Source organism: Aureivirga sp. CE67 (assembly GCF_015767245.1).
In the GTDB taxonomy this organism is placed as follows: domain Bacteria; phylum Bacteroidota; class Bacteroidia; order Flavobacteriales; family Flavobacteriaceae; genus Aureivirga.
In genome coordinates, this window is sequence record NZ_JADOTV010000001.1 from 655,681 (window position 1) to 681,111 (window position 25,431).

29 protein-coding genes are annotated in these 25,431 nt (G+C 29.7%); 2 read left to right on the top strand and 27 right to left on the bottom strand.

The annotated features are described in order from the left end of the window. Positions 1-41 precede the first annotated feature (41 nt). From I0K12_RS02890 to I0K12_RS03020, 27 genes are all read right to left on the bottom strand, one after another. Positions 42-851, bottom strand: coding sequence for an ABC transporter substrate-binding protein (locus tag I0K12_RS02890; protein ID WP_196885389.1), 810 nt, complete (start codon positions 849-851; stop codon positions 42-44). Between the two features lie 122 nt (positions 852-973). Continuing rightward, positions 974-1,165 (bottom strand): hypothetical protein, encoded by a 192-nt coding sequence (locus I0K12_RS02895; protein WP_196885390.1) that lies wholly within the window; start codon positions 1,163-1,165, stop codon positions 974-976. Positions 1,166-1,220: 55 nt separating this feature from the next. After that, positions 1,221-2,501, bottom strand: coding sequence for an argininosuccinate lyase (argH, locus tag I0K12_RS02900; RefSeq protein ID WP_196885391.1), 1,281 nt, complete (start codon positions 2,499-2,501; stop codon positions 1,221-1,223). Positions 2,502-2,505: 4 nt separating this feature from the next. Further along, a complete protein-coding gene (locus I0K12_RS02905) occupies positions 2,506-3,573 on the bottom strand; it encodes a M20 family metallo-hydrolase (protein WP_231372687.1) in 1,068 nt (355 codons plus the stop codon). A gap of 2 nt (positions 3,574-3,575) precedes the next feature. After that, positions 3,576-4,349, bottom strand: coding sequence for an acetylglutamate kinase (argB, locus tag I0K12_RS02910; protein WP_196885392.1), 774 nt, complete (start codon positions 4,347-4,349; stop codon positions 3,576-3,578). Further along, positions 4,330-5,286, bottom strand: a complete 957-nt coding sequence (locus tag I0K12_RS02915) for an N-acetylornithine carbamoyltransferase (protein WP_196885393.1) — start codon at positions 5,284-5,286, stop codon at positions 4,330-4,332. Before I0K12_RS02915 ends, argB begins: the two co-directional genes overlap by 20 nt. Further along, a complete protein-coding gene (locus I0K12_RS02920; protein WP_196885394.1) occupies positions 5,283-6,416 on the bottom strand; it encodes an aspartate aminotransferase family protein in 1,134 nt (377 codons plus the stop codon). Before I0K12_RS02920 ends, I0K12_RS02915 begins: the two co-directional genes overlap by 4 nt. 9 nt (positions 6,417-6,425) lie before the next feature. Further along, positions 6,426-7,400 (bottom strand): N-acetyl-gamma-glutamyl-phosphate reductase, encoded by a 975-nt coding sequence (argC, locus tag I0K12_RS02925; RefSeq protein ID WP_196885395.1) that lies wholly within the window; start codon positions 7,398-7,400, stop codon positions 6,426-6,428. Beyond that, positions 7,397-8,593 carry an argininosuccinate synthase gene (locus I0K12_RS02930; protein WP_196885396.1) on the bottom strand — a complete coding sequence of 399 codons (1,197 nt, stop codon included), beginning with the start codon at positions 8,591-8,593 and terminating at the stop codon, positions 7,397-7,399. Before I0K12_RS02930 ends, argC begins: the two co-directional genes overlap by 4 nt. Next, positions 8,583-9,203, bottom strand: coding sequence for a GNAT family N-acetyltransferase (locus tag I0K12_RS02935; protein WP_196885397.1), 621 nt, complete (start codon positions 9,201-9,203; stop codon positions 8,583-8,585). The genes I0K12_RS02930 and I0K12_RS02935 overlap by 11 nt, the downstream gene beginning before the upstream one ends. A gap of 452 nt (positions 9,204-9,655) precedes the next feature. Beyond that, a complete protein-coding gene (locus I0K12_RS02940; protein WP_196885398.1) occupies positions 9,656-10,639 on the bottom strand; it encodes a hypothetical protein in 984 nt (327 codons plus the stop codon). A 234-nt stretch (positions 10,640-10,873) separates the two neighbouring features. Next, on the bottom strand, positions 10,874-11,062 hold the full coding sequence (locus tag I0K12_RS02945) for a hypothetical protein (protein ID WP_196885399.1): 189 nt from the start codon (positions 11,060-11,062) through the stop codon (positions 10,874-10,876). Between the two features lie 321 nt (positions 11,063-11,383). Then, complete coding sequence (locus I0K12_RS02950; protein ID WP_196885400.1) at positions 11,384-12,448, bottom strand: Fic family protein; 1,065 nt, start codon at positions 12,446-12,448, stop codon at positions 11,384-11,386. 538 nt (positions 12,449-12,986) lie between these two features. Beyond that, positions 12,987-13,463 carry a hypothetical protein gene (locus tag I0K12_RS02955; RefSeq protein ID WP_196885401.1) on the bottom strand — a complete coding sequence of 159 codons (477 nt, stop codon included), beginning with the start codon at positions 13,461-13,463 and terminating at the stop codon, positions 12,987-12,989. A 190-nt stretch (positions 13,464-13,653) separates the two neighbouring features. Next, positions 13,654-14,082, bottom strand: coding sequence for a hypothetical protein (locus tag I0K12_RS02960; RefSeq protein WP_196885402.1), 429 nt, complete (start codon positions 14,080-14,082; stop codon positions 13,654-13,656). 11 nt (positions 14,083-14,093) lie between these two features. Continuing rightward, a complete protein-coding gene (locus tag I0K12_RS02965; RefSeq protein ID WP_196885403.1) occupies positions 14,094-14,582 on the bottom strand; it encodes a hypothetical protein in 489 nt (162 codons plus the stop codon). Positions 14,583-14,592: 10 nt separating this feature from the next. Then, positions 14,593-15,081 carry a hypothetical protein gene (locus tag I0K12_RS02970; protein ID WP_196885404.1) on the bottom strand — a complete coding sequence of 163 codons (489 nt, stop codon included), beginning with the start codon at positions 15,079-15,081 and terminating at the stop codon, positions 14,593-14,595. A gap of 11 nt (positions 15,082-15,092) precedes the next feature. Next, entirely contained in the window at positions 15,093-15,578 is a 486-nt protein-coding gene (locus I0K12_RS02975; protein ID WP_196885405.1) for a hypothetical protein, read from the bottom strand. A 10-nt stretch (positions 15,579-15,588) separates the two neighbouring features. After that, positions 15,589-16,077 (bottom strand): hypothetical protein, encoded by a 489-nt coding sequence (locus tag I0K12_RS02980; protein ID WP_196885406.1) that lies wholly within the window; start codon positions 16,075-16,077, stop codon positions 15,589-15,591. An 88-nt stretch (positions 16,078-16,165) separates the two neighbouring features. Continuing rightward, positions 16,166-16,633 (bottom strand): SMI1/KNR4 family protein, encoded by a 468-nt coding sequence (locus I0K12_RS02985; protein ID WP_196885407.1) that lies wholly within the window; start codon positions 16,631-16,633, stop codon positions 16,166-16,168. 93 nt (positions 16,634-16,726) lie between these two features. Beyond that, positions 16,727-17,164, bottom strand: coding sequence for an SMI1/KNR4 family protein (locus I0K12_RS02990; RefSeq protein WP_196885408.1), 438 nt, complete (start codon positions 17,162-17,164; stop codon positions 16,727-16,729). 93 nt (positions 17,165-17,257) lie between these two features. Next, complete coding sequence (locus tag I0K12_RS02995; protein WP_196885409.1) at positions 17,258-17,641, bottom strand: hypothetical protein; 384 nt, start codon at positions 17,639-17,641, stop codon at positions 17,258-17,260. A gap of 63 nt (positions 17,642-17,704) precedes the next feature. Beyond that, the gene (locus I0K12_RS03000) at positions 17,705-18,076 is read right to left on the bottom strand and encodes a hypothetical protein (RefSeq protein ID WP_196885410.1); all 372 of its coding nucleotides are present in this window, start codon (positions 18,074-18,076) and stop codon (positions 17,705-17,707) included. Positions 18,077-18,577: 501 nt separating this feature from the next. Next, positions 18,578-19,012, bottom strand: coding sequence for an SMI1/KNR4 family protein (locus tag I0K12_RS03005; protein ID WP_196885411.1), 435 nt, complete (start codon positions 19,010-19,012; stop codon positions 18,578-18,580). A gap of 139 nt (positions 19,013-19,151) precedes the next feature. Continuing rightward, the gene (locus I0K12_RS03010) at positions 19,152-19,586 is read right to left on the bottom strand and encodes an SMI1/KNR4 family protein (protein ID WP_196885412.1); all 435 of its coding nucleotides are present in this window, start codon (positions 19,584-19,586) and stop codon (positions 19,152-19,154) included. A gap of 262 nt (positions 19,587-19,848) precedes the next feature. Next, the gene (gene galE / locus I0K12_RS03015; RefSeq protein WP_196885413.1) at positions 19,849-20,877 is read right to left on the bottom strand and encodes a UDP-glucose 4-epimerase GalE; all 1,029 of its coding nucleotides are present in this window, start codon (positions 20,875-20,877) and stop codon (positions 19,849-19,851) included. Positions 20,878-20,880: 3 nt separating this feature from the next. Next, positions 20,881-22,017, bottom strand: a complete 1,137-nt coding sequence (locus tag I0K12_RS03020; RefSeq protein ID WP_196885414.1) for a DegT/DnrJ/EryC1/StrS family aminotransferase — start codon at positions 22,015-22,017, stop codon at positions 20,881-20,883. Between the two features lie 451 nt (positions 22,018-22,468). Here I0K12_RS03020 and I0K12_RS03025 point away from each other — a divergent pair, with 451 nt between their 5' ends. Then, complete coding sequence (locus I0K12_RS03025) at positions 22,469-22,984, top strand: DinB family protein (RefSeq protein WP_196885415.1); 516 nt, start codon at positions 22,469-22,471, stop codon at positions 22,982-22,984. A gap of 65 nt (positions 22,985-23,049) precedes the next feature. Then, entirely contained in the window at positions 23,050-25,428 is a 2,379-nt protein-coding gene (locus tag I0K12_RS03030) for a penicillin acylase family protein (RefSeq protein ID WP_196885416.1), read from the top strand. Positions 25,429-25,431 lie beyond the last annotated feature (3 nt).

Genomic DNA, 25,431 nt, shown 5'->3' on the forward strand with positions numbered 1-25,431 from the left:
TATAGTTTTATTTCTATGATATTTATCAAAGACGAAGATAATTATTTTTCTCTAATTGTTAGTCTTTCATGTATTTGCTTAAAATACGAAAAAGATTTGATCATCCTAGAACCAAACCAAGAAAACATTTCTCCATCCACAAAAACAGTTTTCCCATGATGCGTAAATCTCCCTAATTCAAAGGCGTGTTCGTCTTTAAAAGGAAATGGTTCTGAAGAAAGCATTACAACTTCCGGATCTCCTTCTAATCGAATTTTCTTTATTTCAACTTCCGGATATCTTCCTTTTGTTTCATAAATATTTTTAAATTTATTCAACTTCATGATTTCGTTGATAAAAGTGTCTTCTCCTGCAACCATCCAAGGTTTTGCCCAAATAAAATAAGCTGCTTTTCGCTCAGGCTGTGTCTTCATGAATTCTTTAAAATCATTCAAATGGAAATTGATTTTGGAAACAATTTTCGTCGCCTCAAATCTTCTATCCAGAAGTTCACCAAGATCCGTAATCAAATTCAGAGAATCCTCAATAGTTTTTACATCCGAAAAATAAACTGGAGCTATTTTCTCCAATTCTTCCAGCATATCTTGCGCATTTTCTTCTTTATTACACAAAATAAAATCTGGATTTAAATCTCGAATTTTATCATAATGTACTTTCTTAGTCCCTCCTACTATTTTTTTTGTAGACTTAAAATGAAACGGATGTACACAAAATTTTGTAATCCCTACTATTTCATCTTCCAATCCCATATCATATAATAATTCTGTCTGAGATGGTACTAATGTTACGATGCGTTTTGGTGTATTTTCTAAAGTTATTTCTCTTCCAATCTGATCTTTTAAAGATTTCATTTCGTTGGTTTAGTTTTTTGTCAATGATAAAGTTTTACATTTTTCTACCTGCAAAACGTTTCAAAGGTAAACATATTTTAGTGTTTTAAAATCTTATTTCTTTTCCGTTTTTTGTTTAAAAACTATTTTGATTCCAAAATATATTCTTTCCCAATCATTGTATCATTCGGGAAATAATAAATAGTATCAGATCCTACTTTTATTATTTCATATTCTTCATATATACCTTTTGGTTTCATCTGAATATGATTGTTATTCTCTGAACAGTTTACAAATAATAAAACTAAAATTAATAGATAAAAATATTTTTTCATTTTCATGATTAGTTAGATATGAAATATAAGAAAAGAATATTTTGAATTAAATACTTTAAAAAACTTTCTCAAACTTCTCAACAATTTCCTCCAAACACAAATTCCCGATACTTCCTTCATGTGTATGATTTATTTCTTTTGTTGGTTTAAAATTTCCTTCCAAAATTTCTTTTCCTAAAATCTGATATGCATCTCTGAAAGAAATTCCATTCAAAACCATTTTATTGACTTCTTCTACACTATATAAATAATCGTACATTTCATTTTCCAAAATCGAATCTTTCACCTGAATATTTTGCAACATAAATTCAGTTACTTCCAAAACTTCTTTGATTTCATCGATACTAAACATCAAATTTTCTTTCAAAAGTTGAAAATCTCTATGATAGCCACTTGTCAAATTATTCGTAATCATCATAATTTCTGATGGAATATTTTGCAGCTTATTACATTTTGCTCTTATTAATTCAAAAACATCTGGATTTTGCTTGTGTGGCATAATACTCGATCCAGTTGTCAATTCTTTTGGAAAAGAAATAAAATTAAAATTCTGACTCATATACAAACAAACATCCGAAGCGAATTTAGAAAGTGTTCCTGCAAGTGAAGCAATCGAAAAACCTATTGATTTTTCCAATTTCCCTCTACTCATTTGCGCTGCAACAACATTATATTTCATCGTTTCAAATTCCAATAATTCGGTAGTCATTTTTCTATCAATAGGAAAAGAAGAACCATAACCAGCAGCCGAACCAAGCGGATTTTGATCTGAAATTTGATAAACTGTATTTAGAAAAAGTAGATCATCTACCAAACTTTCTGCATAACTCGAAAACCACAAACCAAAAGAAGATGGCATCGCAATTTGCATATGCGTATATCCTGGAAGTAATTGTTTTTTATGCTTTTCTGCTAAAGAAATCAAAGTATAAAACAGCTTTTTTGTAAGCGATTTAATCTCCGAAATTTCTTCTTTCACATATAAATGTAAATCCACCAAAACCTGATCATTTCTAGATCTTGCCGTATGAATTTTCTTTCCTGCTTCTCCAATTAATTTCACCAGTTCAAATTCAATTTTAGAATGCACATCTTCAAATTGCTCTTCTATTTCAAAGTTTCCATTTTCAATTTGTGTTTGAATAATTTTTAAACCATCTAAAATTTTTGTCAATTCTTCTTTTGATAAAATCCCTATTTTACACAGCATTTTCGCATGTGCGATATTTCCTAAAACATCAAATTTTGCTAGTTTTTCATCTAAAATTCTATCATTTCCAACTGTAAATTTTTCTACAATATTTTCAGTTGCATATCCTTTCGCCCAAAGTTTCATCTTCTTAAATTAAAATCTTACTTAATAATTCGATATAAATATCGATTCCCTCTTCAATCTCTTTTACATAAATAAATTCATCCGCACTGTGTGATCGTGTCGAATTTCCTGGTCCTAATTTCAAAGAAGGGCATTTCAAAAATGTCTGATCTGAAATGGTTGGAGATCCATAAGTTTCTCTACCAATTTCAATTCCTGCTCGCACAATCGGATGATTTTCGGAAATAGAAGAAGAATTCAACTTAAACGATCTGGCAGTAATTTCGCTTTTGGTATTTTCATCAATTATTTTAAAAACTTCTTCATTTGTATAACAGTCATTCACACGAACATCTACTACAAATTCACAAATTGCTGGAACCATATTATGCTGATTTCCTGCTTGAATTTGCGTCACATTCATTTTTACTTTTCCTAAAGTTTTTGACACTTTCAGAAACTCATAATTTTGAAACCAAAGAATATCTTCCAATGACTTATAGATAGGGTTTTCTGTGTTTTCATGTGCTGCATGTCCTGGAATTCCATCCATTTTCGCATCTAAAACCAACAAACCTTTTTCTGCAATTGCCAAATGCATTTGCGTCGGCTCTCCTACAATCGCAAAATCAATTTCTGGAAGCAAAGGCAACAAACTTTTAATTCCATCATCTCCAGAAATTTCCTCTTCGGCAGTGATTGCGATGATTAAATTATAGTTAAGATTTTCTTTTTTATAAAAATGAACAAAAAGCGTCAACAAAGAAACCACACAACCTCCAGCATCATTACTTCCTAAACCAAATAACTTTCCATTTTCAATTTTTGATTCAAACGGATTTCTTGTATAAGCTTTGTTTGGTTTCACTGTATCATGATGTGAGTTCAGTAAAATCGTAGGTTTATTTACATCAAAATGGTAATTTTTCGCCCAAATATTATTTTTCAGACGATTTGTTTTTACACCAAAACCTTGCAACCAATTTTCAATTAAATTTCCTGTTTTAGCTTCTTCTTTAGAAAAAGAAGGCGTTTCAATCATTTGTTTCAGCAAAGCAACTGCTTCTAAATATTTTATATCTGAATACATCATTTTTAAAGAATTATGGAAGTGAATTCATTACTATTAAATTTAACTAAATCAATATTGCCAACACAGACTTTTTGCACATTTTGCTCTAAAGCCTGAAAACAGTTTTCCAATTTTGGCAACATTCCATTGTGAATAATTTGTTTGTTTTTTAAGTCTTGAAATGTTTTTTTGTCTAAAGTTTTAAAGAAAGAATTCTCATCTTCCACATTTTTTAAAACTCCTTTTTTCTCAAAACAGTAATACAATTCCGACTCGTATTTTTCATTCATTCCAATGGCAATTTCCGACGCAATGGTATCTGCATTTGTGTTTAGTAGAAAACCATTTGCATCGTATGAAATTGCGCAAAATACAGGTGTTATTTTTTGCTCTAAAAGAACGGAAATCAAATCCGAATTTATTTGTTCAACATCACCAACCCAACCAAAATCGATTGGCGTTTTTTCTCTTTTTTTGGATAAAACACTTTTCCCATCTGCACCCGACAAACCAAGAGAATTACAACCAAAAGACTGCAATTTTGCAACAATCTTTTTATTGATTAAACCTGCATAAGTCATCGTAACAACTTCCAAGTTTTCTTCAGATGTAATTCTCCTTCCCTGAAACATTTTGGTTTCGTACCCAAGACTTTCATTCATTTTTGTAGCAATATTTCCACCGCCATGAATCAGAATTTTTGGTTCGTCAATTGCAGAAAAATCTTGAAGAAAAGTATCTAATAAAACCTCGTTGTTGATAATGTTTCCTCCAATTTTAACTATTTTCAATTCCATCCTGAAGTATTTTATATAAAACAGCTTGCGCTGAAAAAGTTCTATTATTTGCTTGCTCTAAAACCAAAGAAGCTTGACTATCGATCACTTCATCCGAAACCACTACATTTCTTCGGACTGGAAGACAATGCATGAATTTTCCATGATTGGTTTTATCCATTTTTTCTTGTGTCAACATCCAATTTTCATCTTCTAAAGTTTTCCCATAATCTTCATACGAAGACCAATTTTTCACATAGACAAAATCAGCATTTTCCAAAGCTTCTTCTTGATTATGCAAGACAGGAATTCCTTTTGTAATCTCTGGATTTAAATCAAAACCTTTCGGATTTGCAATCACCAATTCTGCTTCTGTTTCTTTGATCCATCCCACAAAAGAATTGGCAACAGCTTGTGGCAAAGCTTTTGGATGCGGAGCCCAAGTCAGAACAATTTTCGGTTTTTTCTTGGTTTTATTTTCTTCAATTGTCAAAACATCTGCGAAAGATTGCAATGGATGTTTAGTGGCACTTTCCAAAGAAATTACAGGAACGGAAGCGAATTCAATAAATTTATTTAAGATTTTTTCTTCATAATCTTCTTGTTGATTTTTCAAGTTTGCAAAAGCTCTAATTCCAATCACATCACAATATTGAGAAAGTACTCCAGCGGCTTCTTTAATATGTTCTGAAGTCCCTTGATTCATCACCGTTCCGTTTTCCAATTCAATCTGCCAACCATCCGAATTTACATTCATCACCATGATTTGCATTCCCAAATTCATCGCAGCTTTTTGCGTACTCATTCTTGTTCTCAAACTTGGATTGAAAAACAATAATCCTAAAGTTTTATTTTCTCCCAAATGCTTATTTACAAAAGGATTTTCTTTCATTTTTTGGGCTAAAGAAATCATTTCTTCTAAAGAATCGATATCTTTTACAGAAGTGAATTGTTTCATGATAAAATAGTTTTTAAAGCTTTTACAAAAAGTGCTAAATCTTGTTTTTGAATGTTTAATGGAGGAAGAATTCTCAATAAATTCGGATTTGCCGAAGCTCCTGTGAAAATGTGATATTTTTGTAATAGTTCTTTTCTTAAATCAGAAATTGGCGCATCGAATTCAATTCCCAACATCAAACCTTTTCCTTTGATCTTTTTGATTTTTTCTAAAGATTTTAATTCTTCTAAAAAGTATTTTTCTATTTCTAAAACATGATTCAGAATATTTTCTTCTTTCAAAACTTTTAGAACAGAAAGCGAAGCTTCACAAGCCAAATAATTTCCTCCGAAAGTAGTTCCCAACATTCCTTTTTTAGCTTTAATTTTTGGAGAAATCAAAACTCCAGCAACCGGAAATCCATTTCCCATTCCTTTTGCCATCGTTACTAAATCCGCTTGAATTTCTCCGTATTGATGTGCAAAGAATTTCCCAGTTCTTCCAAATCCGCTTTGAATTTCATCTAAAATCAACAAGACATTTTTTTCTTCTGTGATTTTTCTCAAAAATTTCAGAAACTCAGGAGTTGGAGTATCTAAACCACCAACTCCTTGAATTCCTTCTAGAATAACAGCAGAAACATCGCTCTTTTTTAGTGCCTGAACAATCTGCTCTTTATTGTTCAGTTCTAAAAATTCGACATCGAAGTTTTTTATGTTAATTGGAGCCGAAAGATTTGGATTATCAGTAACATTTAAAGTTGCCGCAGTTCTTCCGTGAAAACTATTTTTAAAAGCAATTACTTTCTTCTTTTTTGTATGAAATGAAGCCAATTTCAAAGCATTTTCATTCGCTTCTGCTCCACAATTACAAAAAAATAATTCATAATTTTTATAATTACATTGTTCCAAAATTTCAGCTGCAAGTTCTTCTTGTTTTGGCATCAAAATCGAGTTGGAATAAAAACTGATTTTGTCCAATTGTTTTTTCAGATTTTCAACAAAAACAGGATGTGAATGCCCAATAGAAATCACGCCATGTCCTCCATATAAATCCAAATATTTCTGTCCATTTTCGTCAAAAACGAACGTACCTTTCCCTGTCACAAGGTTTATCTCAAACCTCGGATATACATCAAAAATATGTTTCATGATTACTTTTTAAAAATAAGTGGCTTTCAATTCTAATCCCGTTTTCTCAGGAAAATCAAATAATAAATTCATGTTTTGCACTGCTTGTCCGGCAGCACCTTTTAGTAAATTATCAATCACAGAAGTAATCAATATTTTTCCGTCTATTTTTTCTAGTTGTAAGAAGCAATTGTTTGTGTTTACAACTTGTTTTAAATGTACTTTTTGCTTTGTAACAAAAACAAATTCACTCTTTTGATAATAGTTTTCAAAAAGAGAAAAAACTGCATCTAATTCTAAATCGGTTTCAAGATATATACTGGCAAAAATTCCTCTTGTAAAATCTCCTCGAATTGGTAAAAAATGAATCTTCGAATCGAAATCTTTCTGAAGCGAATTCAAGGTTTCTGAAATTTCTCCAAGATGCTGATGTGTAAAAGCTTTATAACTCGAAACATTATTATTTCTCCAACTAAAATGTGAAGTTTCCGAAAGTTTTTGTCCAGCTCCAGTTGCTCCCGTGATCGCATGAATATGAAGATCTTTTTTCAATAAATTCTTTTCAGCCAAAGGAAGCAAAGCAAGTTGTATCGCAGTTGCAAAACATCCAGGATTTGCAATAAAATCTGCTTTTTTAATTTCCTTTTTCTGAAAATCTACCAAACCATAAACAAAGTTTTTATCTTGAAAAAAAGCATCTTCTTTCAAACGGAAATCATTACTTAAATCAATAATTTTTGTTTGTTTTGAAAAAGTATGATTTTCTATAAATTTCTTCGAATTTCCATGTCCTAAACAAAGAAAAAGAACATCAATATTTGGATTAATTTCCGATGAAAATTTTAAGTCTGAAAACAATAAATCTTGATGAATTTCGCCAACTTTTTTCCCAGAATTTGAATGACTAAAAAGAAAATCAATTTCTACATTTGGATGGTTTATTAAAAGTCTGATTAACTCTCCTGCAACATATCCGCTACTTCCTACAATTCCTACTTTTTTCATGAGTTCTGAGCATTTACATTGTTATAAATTTTCATCGAATTTGCCATAATTTTGGTAAATCCTTTTACATCTTCTCCTCTCCAATTCTTATTCATTTCACCATAATCTCCAAAATCTGATTTCATTAAATCAAAGTCAGATTCGATGCCGTCTACCGTAAAATGATAAGGTTTTAAAGTTACCATCACAGCACCAGAAACTGTTTTTTGTGTATGTTCCAAAAATTGCTCAATCGAACGCATTACAGGTTCAAAATACTGTGCGTCATGAATAAACATTCCGTACCAACTTCCTAATTGCTCTTTCCAATGCAATTGCCATTTTGATAAAGTATGCTTCTCCAAAGTATGATGTGCTTTGATAATAATAGCAGCAGCAGCAGCTTCAAAACCAACCCTTCCTTTAATCCCAATAATCGTATCGCCAACATGAATATCTCTACCAATTGCAAACTTATTAGCAATTTCTTCCAAGGTTTGAATTGCTTTTACAGCAGACATTTTTTCATCATTGATTCCACAGATTTCTCCATTTTCAAAATGTAAAATGATTTTCTCATTTTCTGTTTTAAGCAATGGACTTGGAAAAGCTTTTTCAGGTAAAGTTAGGTTAGAAGTCAACGTTTCTGCACCACCAACACTTGTTCCCCAAAGCCCTTTATTGATAGAATATTGTGCTTTTTCCCAAGGAATCGAAACATTGTGTTTTGCTAAAAAATCGATTTCTTCTTTTCTCGAAAGTTTTAAATCTCTGATAGGTGTCAGAATCTCGATTTCTGGAGCGATCAACTGAAAAATCAAATCAAAACGCACTTGATCATTTCCTGCTCCCGTACTTCCATGAGCGATATATTTTGCTCCAGATTCTTTTGCATAAGTTGCCAAAGCAATCGCTTGATGAATTCTTTCCGCACTTACAGAAAGTGGATAAGAATTGTTTTTTAGAACATTTCCAAAAATCAGATATTTCACGATTTTCTGATAATAATTCTCCGTTTGTTCTAATGTTTTATGTGTTTTCACTCCTAAAAAATAAGCTTTTTGCTCAATTTCTTGAAGTTCTTTTTTAGAAAAACCACCAGTATTTACTATGGCAGAATGAACATCTAAATTCTTTTCGTGTTTTAAATATTTTACGCAAAAGGAAGTGTCCAACCCTCCGCTAAATGCTAAGATTACTTTGTTATTTTTCATGATTTAGATTCGTTAAATTTTCTATTGAATTAAACTCGACCAATGAATTGCTTCCTTCGTTGCTGTGTTGTTTTGTGTGTTGTGTTTTTAAGTCGCAAATCATTCCTGTGCAAAGACACATTGTACGGTTTGTCCGTTTCAAAATGTCATAATTTTTGCAGCTCCGACATCCGTTCCAGAATGTCTCGTCTTTTGTTAATTCAGAAAAAGTAACCGGCTTATAACCTAAATCCGAATTGATTTTCATCACTGCTAAACTTGTGGTAATTCCGAAAAGTTTTGCCGTAGGAAATTTCTCTTTTGACAAATCAAAAATTGCCTTCTTAATTGCTTTCGCAAGTCCTTTTTTCTGATATTTTGGATGAATTATCAATCCTGAATTTGCTACATATTCTTGGTCTTCCCAACTCTCGATATAGCAAAATCCGACAGCTAAATCATTGTCAATCGCAATGATAGCTTTTCCTTCTTCCATCTTTTTTTCGATGTAATGAGGTTCACGTTTGGCAATACCAGTCCCCCTAACACTCGAAGCATTTTCCATCATTTTACAAATTGACGAAGCAAACTTCAAGTGCTTTGAACTAGCATTAGTTATGATTATAGACATAACAAAATGGGCTATGTTAAAACTGTAATTTTTAAAAAAATATAGGTATTCTATCTTGGAAAGGTGATGTACGGAACATCACATAAAAATATTACGCCAAAAGGCGACGTCGGAAATCGAAGCGAAAAGACATAGCAGTAGCTGCAACTAAATTTAGTTGTGCTGAAAAAATGTTTTGTATGTCTTTAATTGATTTCACTTAAATGTATTTCTTTTTGTGTTGTATGTAGAAAACAACGGAACAAAAGTAGATGCTTTTTTTGTTTTTGCAAATTTGAGCATTGTTAAAATGGGTTTCTTAAGGTTATCAACAGTTATTAACAAGTTATCAACAAAAGTATTTTTTAGCGAACTTTTTCAAGAAACCAACAAACAACAATACTTATTCACATAGTTACTGTTAATAAAATTAAAAAAGTATAAATCGTAATTTTCATGTTTTTTTAACGAAATTATTTACAGATAGAATCCAAAACTTGGCAGTTTTCATTGTTTCTATAGAGTATAATTTTCTCTACTTTTTTCTTTTCTAAAATACAAAGTGCCTTACAATTTGTCAAAGAAGGATTGTAAGAAACAATAATTCGAATTCCTTTTCCTTTCAAATTTGCAATGCTTTGTATGTTTTTTAAACTCGGATTTGTTTGGATTAAAATCTTATTTCCAACCTCTCTTAAATCATCCAAACCTTTTAAGTTTTTCAGACGATTATTATAAGAAATTTCCACAGATTTCCCTACGGTTTTTAAACTTGAAATTCCTTGAAGATTGACAATATTTTGAAGAACCATAATTTTTAAGTCTCCTTGAATTTCTTTTAAATTATTTAAACCATCCAAAGAAGCTAATGATTTATTTTGATTGATCACCAAATCACCTTGAATTTGTTTTACATTTTCCAAACCTCGAAGATTCTTCAATTTTTGATTGTTGAAAATCGTCACATTTCCGAAAATCGTATCTAATTTTTCAAAACTATTGATGGAATCTAGCAAAGGATTTTTTTCAATATATAAATAACTATTCAACGTTTTTAAGTTTGGAATTCCTCTCAGAGTTTTCAGTTTTTTGTTTAAACCAACATAAAGATATCCGCCAATAGAATCTAAACTATCTAAGCCTTCCAAAGATTCTAAACTAGGATTGTGATACACATCTAAAAAACCACCTACTTTTTTCAGATTTGACAAGCCTTGTAAAGATTTCAGACTATCATTATTATTAATCAAAATATAACCTTGTACTCTTTCCAGAAGTTTTAATCGTTGTAAATCATGAATTTCTTTTCCAGAAATAGAAAGATTTCCTTCAATGATTTGATACGAAAAATTATCTACATCTTTTTGTGTAGAAAGTACAACATCTCCTTTGGAAATTTTTGATTGTGAAAAACATAAAATAGGAATAAAAAATAGGATTAGTAAAACTCTGTGCATGACTTTTTCTTTTAATAACATGAAATTACGGATTAAAAAAATAGAAGAAAATAGCACTATTTATTTTTAGTAAAAAAGTAACATTTGACACAAAAAATAGAGTTAATATTTCAAGCTTTAAATATTATTTTTTAATGTAATACTTTCCATCGTTATTTTTACCTATAAAATAAACTCTATGTTTGGTTTGATAAAACAAAGGTTCACCTGTTTTATCTGAAATAACTAAAAAATCTAAAGACTCAAAAATTTGTTTTTCTTCAATTGGAAGTGTCCATACATTAATAAATTCTTCTTCATTATTTTCATTTCTAATTTGTTTTTACTATAAATCAATTTTAAATCTTCCTCATTTAATATTAAATCAAAATCATTTAATATTTCTTTTACTTTATGTAAAATTTGTTCTTTTGTAAATTTCATCCTTCTATTTTTATTGAATCTTATCCAAATTTGTTTTTAACTTTATTAGTATAATTGAAAGTATCTTTTAATTCTGCTTCAATCGCCCAGCTAGCGCTCAAATCCTTCCAAGTGACACACAACAATTGGAAACACCTTTCCTATTAAATCCATTTTATTAAGCAACAAATATTTAAATAGCATTTTCAAAAAGATAATTTCCAATACAGCAATTTCTACTCCATTTTTTCACCTCAAATATAAATTTATCTTACTAGTTTTAATACATAAAAAAACCAGTAAAATAAATAATTACTGGTTTGATTTTCAAAACTAAACTCTTTAATGCAAAGATAAAAGTTCATATAATTTCACATTGATATAAAAATTCTCTTTTCCTATTTTTTCTTTATGTAAGATTCCTTTTTTCTTTAATTCTTCTAAATATTTTACTGCCGTAATCCTAGAAACATTTAATTCATCCATCATAAAATGAATTTTGGTATATGGATGTTTAAAAATATTATTCAGCAGATCTTGGCTGTATATTTTTGGTAACTCTTCTCTTATTTTATTTTTATGGAAAAGCATTAATTCTTTAATCTTATGAATCAGACGAATCGTTTGTTTTGATGTTTCGATCACTGCTTCTAGAATAAAAAGCACCCAAGATTCCCAATCTTTTTCATCTCTAACTTTTTGCAGCAAGGCATAATATTGCTGCTTGTGCTGGTTGATATATCTACTTAAATATAAAATAGGACTTTCTAATAAATCTTCTTTCACTAAATATAAAATATTAATAATCCTCCCTACTCTTCCATTTCCATCATAAAAAGGATGAATACTTTCAAATTGATGATGAATAATTGCCATTTTCACTAAAGGGTCTTCATCGGATAACATTTCGTCATTAATATATTTTTCCAAATTAGACATCAGAATAATTATTTCTTCTTGAGTTTGCGGTGGCGTATAAATAACCTCTTGGGTTTTCTCATTTTTGAGTGTAGTTCCTGCTTGCTTTCTAAAACCTGAATTACTTTCTTTTATGACGGATTGTATCCTTATAATATCTCTATTCAACAACAAACCTGTAGCTTTTACAATTTCATACCCTCTCTTCAAAGCCGTATTATAATGATATATTTCTTTTGAAGCTAATGATTTATAATTTTCTGCAAGACTATCTGATTGGTACAATTCGTCGTGTGTCGTAATAATATTCTCTATCGCAGAACTATCTTTTGCTTCTTGTAAAGATAAAGTATTCACCAAAATATGCTCGTTTGGAATACTCAAAGCAGTTCCTTTTAATTCTGCTAATGCAGCTCGTGCAGCAGCTGTCTTTTTCAGTACTTTCTTGTTTTCTATCTCTATTGCTAAAGGTAAGTTTACATATTTCATTCGATTATTTTTTAGAACATATATAGAAAAGTACGATTTTCTATACATATAATCAAAACATGTATAGAAAAACACTATTTCCTATATATGTTATCCGAACGTATATAAAAAATTTGAAAAGAATTTCCCCTGTTAACGCTCGAATCCTTTCGAGTGCCACACAACAATTGAAAACACCTTTTAAACATAAAAAAATATATTCTTAATTTAAAATTCGTAATTATTAATTAAAACACCCTCCGCTATCGCTAAATTGTATTTAGTGGTTTCCACAACAACATTAAAAGTATTTAAATATCAATTTCAAAAAGGTAATTTTCACAAGCATAATTTCTTACACTAGAATACTTCCATTCTATAGCTTCTAAAACAAAACTTGATTCTATTGAATTTTGATGGATATATTCTATTTTTTTGTTTTAAATATAAGTTTATTTCACTAATTTTTATTCATAAAAAAACCAGTAACTATAAATAATTACTGGTTTAATTGTTATTTACGCTACGAACTTTAAGTTCACAAAATATGATAAAAAAACTAATTCCTTCTATAATACTTTTGCTCTGATATTATAATTTCGATATGGTTTTTTATTAATTTTGAAAGCTCACAAGCTCTTGCATAAATAAATTGTTCTTCATATTTTTCATCAAAATATGGATCGCAATGGTAAACGAAAGGATCCTCTTCATTAGTATCTAGGTATATAAAACTGATTGTATCTAAACCATTAAGTTTACTTACTACAAAATAAGGGCGCCCTATGTGATTTCCATATTTTGAGAATATTTTTTTTGCTTTTTCTTGAAGATCTTCAATTCCTTCAGATGTATCAAAACCAAAACCATTATAATCACCTGCTAAATATAAAAATTCTCGTAACGCTTGTGGAAATTTTTTACCATTATTGTATTTCTGCTCTATCAACTCTATTTTTTCTATTGAAAATCCAATGTTTGCTGATATACCTATATTTGGATTTTCTTCTACAATTTTTAAATATTTTATTTCCATCTTTTAATTTAATTTTAATGCCTTTTTTAAATCTGGATAACCCGCTAACGTTCGAATCCTTTTGAATAACACAAAATTTAAACATAAAAAACAGTACTTCTATTAAAAAAATATTGGTTTTGTTTTTTTGAGTAGCTGATACGCCACGAACTAAAAGTTTACGGAAGTGGAGGATTTTTAACACAACAAATTATCGTTTAATCCGTCTCCCTGAACCTTTAAAAATTTTTAATTTATAATTATCTAATATATATTTTTTGATTTCATTTAACACTTCATTATTTAAATTTTCTGCCCACCCTAAATAATCATCTCCTAAATAAAATATTTCAGAAATTTCAGGACATTCTTCAAAAAGAATTCTTATATTATTTGTGATCGGATCATTTACAACTAATTCAAGACCACCTTGTGCTGCATATCCTTTTTGAGAATCTCTACTCCATCCTAAAATTACTTGAATCGCTACACTTAAATATGTATTTATTGGCGCATATTCTACCATTTCTAAATATTTATTTCCTATTACGGTTTCTGCATTTTTTAAATATTTAATTGATTTTCCTTCCTCTAGAAAAAGAATCAATTCGTCTAAAATTTCTTTAATTGTTTCATCCATATTTTTTTATTTTACCTCAAATACTTTTCGTCAATATCTTCATCCCACTGTTCCTTAAATCCTTCTATGTAATGCTTTATTACCCAATCTTTTTCATCTTCTGTAAAATGAAATAGCTCCATAGCAGTTTTCACAATATCAGGTTCCGTATAACTTATATATCTTTTTAAAATAGTACCATCTTCATCAAAATAAAAATAAGCGATATCAACATAATCGGAATAAGCTAAGGATAACTCTTGTAATTTTCCATTCGGATAGTATTCAGAAGAATATCCTCTTGATGGCTCCCCATCATTAAATTCTTCTTCTTGTGCAATGGTACCATCTTCATAAACCAATTCTACCTTAAAACCATTAAAAGGTTTTCCATTTAGCATTGATAAATTCCCATCTTGTTTCAATTCTTTTGCAAGGTGTCTTGATTTTTGCGGTCTTATTAATTCATTTGTTTTACTCCAATCATATTTTTTGGTTGGGTGGTATTTTTTATCATCCATAATTTTTGTTTTACCTCAAATACTTCTCGTCAATATCTTCATCCCACTGTTCCTTAAACCCTTCTATGTAATGCTTTATTACCCAATCTTTTTCATCTTCTGTAAAATTAAATAACTCCATAGCGGTCTTCACAATATCGGGTTCCGTATAACTTATATATCTTTTTAAAATAGTACCATCTTCATCAAAATAAAAATAAGCGATATCAACATAAGAAGAATAAGATAAAGTTATATCTTTTAATTTTCCATTTGGATAATAATCAGGTGACCAACCTCTTTCTGACTCTCCATCGTTAAATTCTTCTTCTTGAGCAATTGTACCATCTTCATAAACCAATTCTACCTTAAAACCATTAAAAGGTTTTCCATTTAGCATTGATAAATTCCCATCTTGTTTCAATTCTTTTGCAAGGTGTCTTGATTTTTGCGGTCTTATTAATTCATTTGTTTTACTCCAATCATATTTTTTAGTTGGGTAATGTTTTTTTTCATCCATATTTTTTTATTTTACCTCAAATACTTTTCGTCAATATCTTCATTCCATTGTTCCTTAAATCCTTCTATATAATGCTTTATTACCCAATCTTTTTCATCTTCTGTAAAATGAAATAGCTCCATAGCAGTTTTCACAATATCAGGTTCGGTATAACTTATATATCTTTTTAAAATAGTACCATCTTCATCAAAATAAAAATAAGCGATATCAACATAATCGGAATAAGCTAAGGATAATTCCTGTAATTTTCCATTTGGATAATATTCTGGGGAATAACCTCTTGCTTCCCCATCATTGAATTCATCTTCTTCCGCAATAGTTCCGTCTTTATAAACTGCTCCTACACTAAAACCATTAAAAGGCTTTTCATTTAATATTGTTAAATTCCCTTCATATGTAAATTCTTTTTCAAGATGCCTTGATTTTTGCGGTCTTATCAATTCATTTGTTTTACTCCAATCATATTTTTTAGATGGGTAATGTTTTTTTTCATCCATATTTTTTGTTTTACCTCAAATACTTCTCGTCAATATCTTCATCCCATTGCCCCTTAAACCCTTCTATATAATGCTTTATTACCCAATCTTTTTCATCTTCTGTAAAATTAAATAACTCCATAGCGGTTTTCACAATATCAGGTTCAGTATAACTAATATATCTTTTCAAAATAGTACCATCTTCATCAAAATAAAAATAAGCGATATCAACATAAGAAGAAAATGATAAGGATAATTCCTGTAATTTTCCATTCGGATAGTATTCTGGAGACCAACCTCTTTCCGCCTCACCATCATTAAACTCTATCTCTCGTGCAATAGTTCCATCTTTATAAACTAATTCTACCTCAAAACCATTAAAAGGCTTTCCATTTAACATTGTTAAATTCCCTTCTTGTGTAAATTCTTTTTCAAGATGCCTTGACTTTTGTGGTCTTATCAATTCATTTGTTTTACTCCAATCATATTTTTTAGATGGGTAATGTTTTTTTTCATCCATAATTTTTGTTTATTTTTTTTAAAAGCAATTTTTAAGAAAAGAAAACAGTATTTATGAGAATATTACTCTCTTTAAGTAACTTTAAATTTTATAATTGAGGTCTAATTGTTCCAACAATAAAATCACTAAAAGTTTTAAAAATTAAATGAAATTTTTTTTCATCTGCATCCATATAATAAACCGGTGGATTTTCAGGATCTTCAGCTTGTGGATCATTAAATTTAAAAGCATAAAATTGTTCACCTCCATCTAAATCTGCAATAACCCAATAAGAATTATCTAATTTAAAATTAAAATACTCTAATAAATTTTCTCTAACATATTTTTGCCTTCTTAAACCAGCACCTTCTGATATCCAACCATTAATTCCACTATCCCATATCATAGGTTGACCTATAGATAAATAAATAAACTCTTTATAGGCTAATGGAAAGGTATAACCTATTTGAATTTCAATTTCAGTTTCCAAATTTTCTTTAAAAGGTACAACATATTTTCCTCCATTAATCTTTTCTAAATTCTCTTGATAATATTTTAAATATTGAATGTTCATCATATTTTTTTTAGTTTTTTTAAAGCAATTTATAAGAAAAGAAAAAGGTATTTTTTAGGATACTATTTTCTTTAATTCTAGTATAATAAAAAACTCTTATTGATCTTTTGATAAAAACAATCTATCTAAAAACTCTGTAAAAGAAGAAGCAATATCTATACGTTCTTCATCCGCATAAAATGCATATATAGAACCATGTTTCGCCCCTAATGACATACATAAAGAACCTCCTAAAACACTTCCTATATAGATATCTGTTTCAGGTAGGACACCTACTCTATTTTCCAAACTATCTTCTAAACTTAGCCCGTATTGTGTATTATCACGCAGAGGATCAATCCCATCAAACGGAATATCATCTTCATCTTCATGATCATCTATTTTTATACTATATAATTCACGTGTTGAACCGCCATTGTAGATTAACATGAATTGTTTAAAATCTTCTGGAAGTCTTAGCCCGTTTAATTTTTGTTCAAACTCTTTTAAATCATCCGATGTTATTAGTTCTTTTGTTCTATAAAAATTTATCATAACGTTTTAATCTATTAATTTAATCTTAAATTTTATTTAGTGAATTCCATAACAACATAGAAAAAAGCAATTTTTATAATCTGCTATAAATTATTATTTAAACCACTCAGGTATATTTCCACTAATTATATCATCATAATTATAGAAATCACTATATGCTTCATTACTCATGAAAACTTCAGAGTATTTTTCCATAATTTTCTTTGCTAAAATATTTGCATGCGAAGATAACTTAGTGTCATATTCAATCTCTAAATAAGCAAAATACTCCTCATTATTTATATTAAATAAATGTTTTTTTTCTTTAAAAAAATGAAAATTAATTTCAACAAAATCTTTAATGATTCTAATACTTAAATCTAATCTGGTTTCTATGTTTTTTATTTGATAATTATCCTTTATTGCAAATTTCTCAATTTCAATTAACACCTCTTTTTTATCAAAACTTTTTTTGGTGTAAATTATTATTCCTCTCATTTTATATATCTGTTTAAATATATCTTTAAATTATATTCCTATGCTAGTCTTCAAATTAAAGAATTACAATAAACCTTCTTTTCTTAAATAATCATCTCGAGTCAAATCATCAATCAATACATCTGGAAAAAAATTGACTAATTCTAAAATTAAAGGATAAAAATATAAATCCACTTCATCCTCTGTTCTCATATTAGTCGTTATCGTAAATAAGAGACCATAATCTAAATTATAAGATCGATCATAAAAATCGTCTAAACTATAAATATCAAACTCAATAAATACAAGTGTTCCTAAAGGATTGATTGAATAAGTATGATTGCTACTTTTACTAATTTTGAATTTTAATTTTTTACAGCATTTTTCTATTTTACTTTGAATTATTGATGAATCTATAAATTTTTTAGCAGTAAAACACGTTATTATTTCTCCCATTTTTAATTTATCGTAGTACTATGAATTACCCATTTTTAAATAATAGATAATATCACGATTTAGTATAAATATTTACAGATTATCAAATTCCCCTCTTGAGAGATAGAGCTGTCAAGTTCTAGTTTGATTTATCGATTTTTGATGATCGCTGGCGCGATTTTGTAAATCGTGACCGCACAAATACTAGAAACAATGGGCACACTTTACAAAAGTGCGCCAGATTTTTATTATATATTTTAAAGAACATGACGACCCTACTCTTGAGAGGGGCTAAAGGTGTGTTTTAAAATAATTAAAACTCTCTCATAAGATTTCAAACGTGATAATGTTTAATATCTGTTTAATTTTTTTTCAAACTAGTGTATTCTTCTTCATACCCAAGAGTGTCTGTAAATGTGTAGTTCATAGTTTTTAAATTAGTATTAAAAATCATCACAAAGCTCCCAACCTTTTAGAAACTTTGTGATGAATGAAAATAGGAATCATAATAATTCCAAAAAATTAATATTCTTCATCAGACACTAATAAACTTAAAAACTCATCATAGTCTTTTGCTACCTCCTCATAATCAGAACCTCCATCCATAGGACAAAAATATATTTTCCCATAATTTTTCCCTGGAGTTAAATCAAAACAAAAAGGATTCCCTCCTCCATCAGAAACAAAACCAACATAGTTTTTTTTGGGATACAAATCATAACAAGACCTTAAATGAGAACTAATCCTTACCAGTGTATAGTAATAATGTAATCTTTTCCCTGTATTTATTAAGATATCTTTCTTAGGTGTTCCTCCATGGATCTCAACAACATGCTTTCTAAAACTTTCAGGAAATCTAGGATTTTTTAAATCTTTCATATATTTGGTTAATACTTCTTTTTCAAATTTTTCTACGTCGTCTGACGTAATTGTTGGTTTTACGCTTATAAATTCCATTGTTTATTTTTTTGAGAAGTTGACTTATACTATAAATTCAGGTTTATAGATATTATTTGTAGTATAGCAACGGTTTTTTGTAATCTATTTTATTTGTGTAAAAAATCTAAGTCTTAAAAATCATAATAATTCCAAAAAATTAATATTCTTCATCAGAGACTAATAAACTTAAAAACTCATCATAATCTTTTGCTATTTCTTTGTAATCAAAACCTCCATCCATAGGACAAAAATATATTTTTCCATAATTTTTCCCTGGAGTTAAATCAAAACAAAAAGGGTTTCCACCTTGATCTGAAACAAAACCAACATAGTTTTTTTTGGGATATAAATCATAACAAGATTCTAAATGAGAATCAATCCTTACCAAAGTAAAGTAATAATGTAATCTTTTCTCTACATTTATTAAGATATCTTTCTTAGGTTTTCCTCCATGGATCTCAACAACATGCTTTCTAAAACTTTCAGGAAATCTAGGATTTTTTAAATCTGTCATATATTTGGTTAATACTTCTTTTTCAAATTTTTCAACATCGTCTGACGTAATTGTTGGTTTTATGCTTATAAATTCCATTATTTATTTTTTTGAGAAGTTGACTTATACTATAAATTTAGGTTTATAGATATTATTTGTAGTATAGCAACTTATTTTTTTCTGCAATATAGCTATTTATAGAAGAAATTTAAAGCTTAAATATTATAGCAATTTTATTTTCTGGCTTAGGGATTGCAGCGGCATCCTTTTGCGGAGGTACGGAGCAAAAGATATAGCGGAAAGCCCGACCCGTATCTGTTAAGATACGGGGAAGCTCCTAAATATTTTGAGTAATGGAGAATTATTCTACCAAAGTGTTTTCATGAATTTTCTTTTGCCAATTCCAGGCAGAAAGTAGGCAGTCTTCTAAAGTAAGTTCTGCTTTCCAGTTCAATTCTTTTTCAGCTAAAGTAGTGTCCGCAAAAGCAGCAGTAATGTCTCCTGCTCTTCGCTCTACAATTTTATAAGCTAAATCTTGATTGGTTGCTTTTTCAAAAGCTTTTACGATTTCAAGAACTGAGCTTCCGCTTCCTGTTCCAACATTGAAAACTTCGTATTTTTCTTTATTTCTGTTTTCAATCAATCTTTCTAAAGCTTTTATATGTGCTTTTGCCAAATCTACAACGTGAATATAATCTCGAATTGCAGTTCCGTCTTCGGTTGGATAATCGTCTCCGAAAATAGAAAGCTCTTCGCGAATTCCGATAGCAGTTTGTGTGATATATGGAATCAAATTTTGTGGCACTCCGATAGGCAACTCCCCTATTTTTGCAGAAGCATGTGCTCCAATCGGATTAAAATATCTTAAAGCAATTCCGTTAAGATTAGAAACTGTTGTTGTTTCTTTTAAAATTTCCTCACCAATTTGTTTCGTATTTCCATACGGAGATTCTGCTGTTTTCACTGGTGCAGATTCTGTAATTGGTAATTCATCTGCTTGACCATAAACAGTGCAAGAAGAACTAAAAATGAAATTCTCTACTTGGTTGTTGTTCATCGCTTTCAGAACATAAACCAAAGTATTGATATTATTTTCGTAGTATTTTAAAGGTTCATTTACACTTTCTCCTACAGCTTTGGATGCTGCAAAGTGTATCACTCCATCAATTTTTTCTTGCTGAAAAAATTGATGTACTTTTTCTTTTTCTTTCAAATCAAATTGATGAAAATCTGGTTTCATCCCTGTGATTGAAGTGATTCTGTCTAAAACAGAAAGTTGAGAGTTAGATAAATCATCAATGATTACAACATCATAACCTGCTTGCTGTAATTCCACAACAGTGTGCGATCCGATAAAACCTAACCCTCCTGTAACTAATATTCTTTGCATTTACTAAGAATTATTATTTACAAAATCATTTATAGTTTTCGTGATAAACGCTAATTGCTCTTCGTCTAGCTCTGTGTGCATTGGAAGGGAAATTACTGTTTTCACCAATTCATTCGTTACTTTAAAATCATCTTCATTATATCTTTCGTCTGCGTAAGCTTTTTGTGAGTGAAGTGGCACTGGGTAATAGATTGCATTAGGAATTTTATTCTCTAATAAATGTTGGTGTAATGCATCTCTATCTACATTTTTCACTTTTAAAGTATATTGGTGAAAAACGTGTGTTGTGAAATCACTTGTAACTGGTGTATCAATATTTTCGTTAGATGCGAAAGCTTCGTTGTAGTAAGTTGCTGCTTTTCTTCTAGCATCACAATATCCGTCTAATAGTGGAAGTTTGATTCTTAAGATTGCAGCTTGGATACTATCTAAACGAGAGTTTACTCCTACTACATCGTGGTAATATCTTTTATACATTCCGTGGTTTACGATTCCACGAATTATGTGAGCTAATTCATCATCATTTGTAAAGATTGCTCCTCCATCTCCATAACATCCTAAGTTTTTAGAAGGGAAGAAAGAAGTTGTTCCTACATTTCCGATAGTTCCAGCTTTTTTAGTTTCTCCATTAGAGAAAGTATAGTTTGCTCCAATTGCTTGTGCAGTATCTTCAATTACGAATAAATTGTGCTCTTCTGCTACTTTTAAAATAGCTTCCATGTTTGCACATTGTCCGAATAAGTGTACTGGTACGATTGCTTTCGTTTTTGGCGTGATTGCTTTTTTCAAAGCTTCGATATCCATGTTGAAAGTATCTGCTTCTACATCGATTAATACTGGAGTTAAGTTTAATAATCCAATAACCTCAACTGTTGCAGCGAAAGTAAAATCTACTGTGATTACTTCATCACCTGGTTTTAAACCAAGTCCCATCATTGCAATTTGTAAAGCATCTGTTCCGTTTGCACATGGAATTACATGTTTTACTCCTAAATAATCTTCTAAGTCTGCTTGAAATTGTTTTACTTCTGGACCGTTTATATATGCTGACGATTCTACAACGTCAATAATTGCTTTATCTACTTGTGATTTTATATTTTCGTATTGACTCTTTAAGTCAACCATTTGAAGTTGTCTCATATCGTATTATCTTATGAATTTCACAAAAATACGAATAAATAGGATGTCTACAACCAATTAAAATACATTTAGAGCCTGTTTAAATTTATATCAAAAAAATTATATGCTTCTTAAAAACTCTTTTTTGTCTTTTTTCTCGTCCATAGCGATGCTATGTACTCCAAAAAAGTCGGCAAAATAGCAATTTAATAAGCTATAAAATAAATTATGATACAATATTAAACAGGCTCTTAATATTGGTTTTACTTTCGAAATGAATACAAACAAAAAAGAGACTGAAAAAATCAGTCTCTTCCTATTTACTTACCCCTTCATAAGCAAACAAAAATTATATTTTTTGACCTATAAAAAATACTATTTCTTGGATTAATTTATATTACACACTCATAAGACTCTTTTTTCCGTAAATTGTTACAAAAAATATTCACTTTTTTTATTTAAAAATTTAAATATGATTTTAACACAAACTGAATACGCACCATTCTATCAAAAATATTTCGAACTAAACACGGAAAATAATATTCTAGAAGCTCTACAGAATTCTGAAAAAGAACTTACTTCTCTGTTAGACTCCATTTCAGAAGAAAATTTCAATTTTTCTTATGCTGAAAATAAATGGACTATTAAAGAACTAATGCAACACCTAATCGATAATGAAAGAGTTTTTGCATATCGAGCGATGCGATTTTCTAGAAATGATCAAACTCCTTTAAACGATTATGATGAAAAAACTACTATTCCTTTCAGCAATGCAAATCATAAATCAAAAGCAGATTTGATGGAAGAATACACTACTTTGAGAAAATCTTCTATTTCGCTTTTTAAATCTTTTTCAGAAGAAATGTTGCTAAGAGAAGGAATTGCTAGTAATAATAATATGTCTGTTCGTGCTCTTGGATTCTTGATTTCTGCACACCAAAGACATCATCAAAATGTTTTGAGAGAAAGATATCTTAGTTTGTTATAAACTATTTATTCCTTGCTCTTTACTTATTAAAAAAAAGCGTTTATCTTTAATAAAAAACAATAGATATGCGCTTTTTCAAAAAATTATTCAAAGGTTTACTGTTTCTAGTTGTCATTTTATTTGTGCTTGGTTTCTTCTTTCGAGAGTATTTAAAACCAAATTATAAAGGACATTTAAGATTGGATAATCTCAAAGATTCTACATCTGTATATTTTGATGATTATGGTGTTCCGCATATCTATGCTAACAATGAAGAAGATGCAATGCGAGCTCTAGGTTTTGTACATGCACAAGATCGTCTTTGGCAAATGGAATTGATGCGAAGAATTGCTCCTGGAAGATTATCAGAAATTTTTGGAAAAGACATGCTAGAAGTAGACAAAATGTTTTCTTCTATGGAAATCGCCGAAACTTCTAAGTTTTGTGTACAGCAATTAGATAAAAACAGCAAACACTACAAATTAGCAAACGCATATCTAGAAGGTGTTAATCAGTTTTTGATGGATGGAACTACTCCTGTAGAATTTTATCTTTTAGGAATCCAAAAAGAACGTTTCACTATGGAAGATGTTTATAATATTTATGGTTATATGTCTTTCAGTTTTGCTTTGGGTCAAAAAACAGATCCGCTGATGACTGCTTTGAAAGAAAAACTTGGTGAAGCTTACCTAAAAGAACTTCCGCTTGTAACTCCTAAAAATTACACTAAAATTCCTGTTTGGAATACAGATAATATCAAAAAGAACTTCACTTCAAAAGTAAATAAAGTTTTAGACGAATCTCAAATTCCTCTTTTTATGGGAAGCAATAGTTGGGTTTTAAATTCAAATAAAACAAAAAGTGGAAAAGTACTTTTTGCTAATGATCCACATATTAGTTATTCACAACCTGCAGTTTGGTATGAAGCGCATATTGTTACTCCAAACCACGAAATGTATGGTTATTATTTAGCTTGTTCTCCTTTTCCGCTTCTGGGTCATAATCGTGATTATGCTTATGGTCTTACAATGTTTGAAAACGATGATTTGGATTTTTATGCGCTTGAAAATAATTCTAAAAACAAAAATGAATACCAATCAGAAATGGGTTGGGAAAAATATACGATTAAGAATAAAGAAATCAGAATCAAAGGTGGAGATGTTTGTGTGCATTCTGTAAAATATAGTGATTTGGGACCAATCATAAATGATATTTTTCCAGATGTAGAATTAAAATCTCCCGTTGCGATGTGGTGGATGTATACACAATTTCCTGGAGAACTTTTAGAAGCTGTTTATACAATGTCTCATGCTAGAAATAGTGATGATTTTAGAAAAGGAACGCATTTAATTAATGCTCCTGGTTTAAATGTAATGTATGGAAGTAAAAACGATACTGTTGCTTGGTTTGCTACAGGAAAGCTTTATGAAAATAATAAAGGAGTAAATCGAAAATTTGTATTGGACGGAACTACAGATTATGATTATCCAAAAAGATATTTAGATCGAAACGAAAATCCTTACGCTATTAATCCTCCACAGAACTATGTTTATTCTGCCAATAATCAACCAGCTGCCGTAAACGGTTTTTTATATCCTGGATATTATGCTCCTGACAATAGAGCTCGTCGTATTGAACATTTTTTAAATACAGATGAAAAATGGGATTATTCTAATGCAAAAAAAATGGCTGTTGATGTTACCTCAGCAGTTACTCCTACGATCATTGAGCATCTTGGAAAATCATTAGACACCACAGAATTTTCTATGAATGAAAAAAAAGCTTGGCATATCTTAAAAACTTGGAAAGGAGATAGTCCTCTTAACAGTGTTGCTTCTACTATCTATTATAAATGGGAATATGATTTTCTTAGAAATACTTATGAAGATGAAATGGGGAAAGATTTATTCTTAGAATTTTTAAGGACTTTTACTTTAAAAAAATCGATTATTCTTCAAGCAGAGAAAGAGAATTCTATTTGGTGGGATAATGTGCATACAATCATGAAAGAGCCTAAAAAAGATATTGTAACCAAAGCTTTCAAAGAGTCAATTGCATTTCTAGAAAAACAACTCGGAGATGATATTGACAAATGGGAATGGAAAAAAGTACAAACTGTAGAATTTCAGCATCCTCTAGGAAAAGTAGCTGCTTTAAGACCAATTTTCAGTGTTGGGCCTTTTCCTACACATGGAGCAAGAGAGGTAATTAACAACCAAGAAACAAGATATGACAGTACAGGAGTTTATAAAGTAAAAGCTGGACCTTCTACTCGTAGAATTATTGATTTTAATGATGTAGAAAATGCAGTCAGCATCTCTCCTACTGGACAATCTGGAAACCCTTTTAGTCCTCATTATAAAGATCAAACAGATATGTATTTAAAAGGAAAATTCAGAAAAATGTTGTTGAATAAAAATGAAATTCAGAAATCGGAAAATAAAATAATCTTCACTAAAAACTAGATC